This is a genomic window from Halorubrum sp. AJ67 (genome assembly GCF_000513435.1).
This window is the reverse complement of sequence record NZ_CBVY010000016.1, coordinates 22,665-23,466: the sequence shown is the minus strand read 5'-3', so window position 1 is coordinate 23,466 and position 802 is coordinate 22,665. Positions and strand designations below refer to the sequence as shown.

Below are 802 nucleotides of genomic sequence, written 5' to 3'. Positions count from 1 at the left end.
GGTCGTCCGCGGCGGGCGCACGCGCGACGTGCGGACGGTCGACCGGATGGCCGAACTGCTTGCCGACCACGTCGACGTGGACGCGCTGGTCTGAGCGCGCCCGCGTCGCCGTCCGTTTCGCTCAGATTCGTGATCGTCTGACGTACTGTTTTTACGGTGGACGACGTACCCCGCCTATGACCAGTCTCTCGGAGGCGTACGGCGGGCGAGGGCGCTCCGGGGTCGACCCGCGTCAGCTCTATCTCGGTGTGGGGTCGTTCGTCGCGGGAACGCTGCTGCTCGTCGTCGGGCTCTTCGTGGCCGCGGAGGTGCTGATACCGAGCGGCTACACCTCGGCGGACGCCCGGTGGCTCGGTGGAATCCTCGGCGGCGTGGGGCTCCCGCTCGTGTTGCTCGGCGTGATGGCCGTCCTGCCGGCCGAACGCAGCACCTACGTCGCTGCGGTCGTCGGTGCGGCCGTCATGTGTCTCGGCGTGGCGCTGTTCGCGTACGCGTACCCCTACCACTGGGTTGGCGGCCCCCGGCCGGAGCTGACCGATCTCACGCTGCCGACCACCGGGCTGTACTTCCTCGGTGCCGCGACGACCCTGTGGAGCGTGTTCGTCGGCGTCGCGAACTTCAAGACCCGCAACGACCCCGGCGGCACCGTCACGATGGAGGTGACCCACAAGGGGGAGACGAAGGTCGTCGAGGTGCCCCGCGATCAGCTCGGGAGCCGCGGCGGCGTCGGTCTCCTCGGCGGGACGCCGGACGGCGACGTCGAGACCCAGACGAACCGCCCGGACGACGCCGCGACAGGGCA

At 70.6% G+C, this 802-nt stretch carries 1 pseudogene; it reads left to right on the top strand.

The window, feature by feature from the left end:
- Window positions 1-176: 176 nt before the first annotated feature.
- Window positions 177-802: pseudogene (locus tag BN903_RS12060) on the top strand (hypothetical protein); the annotation flags it as partial.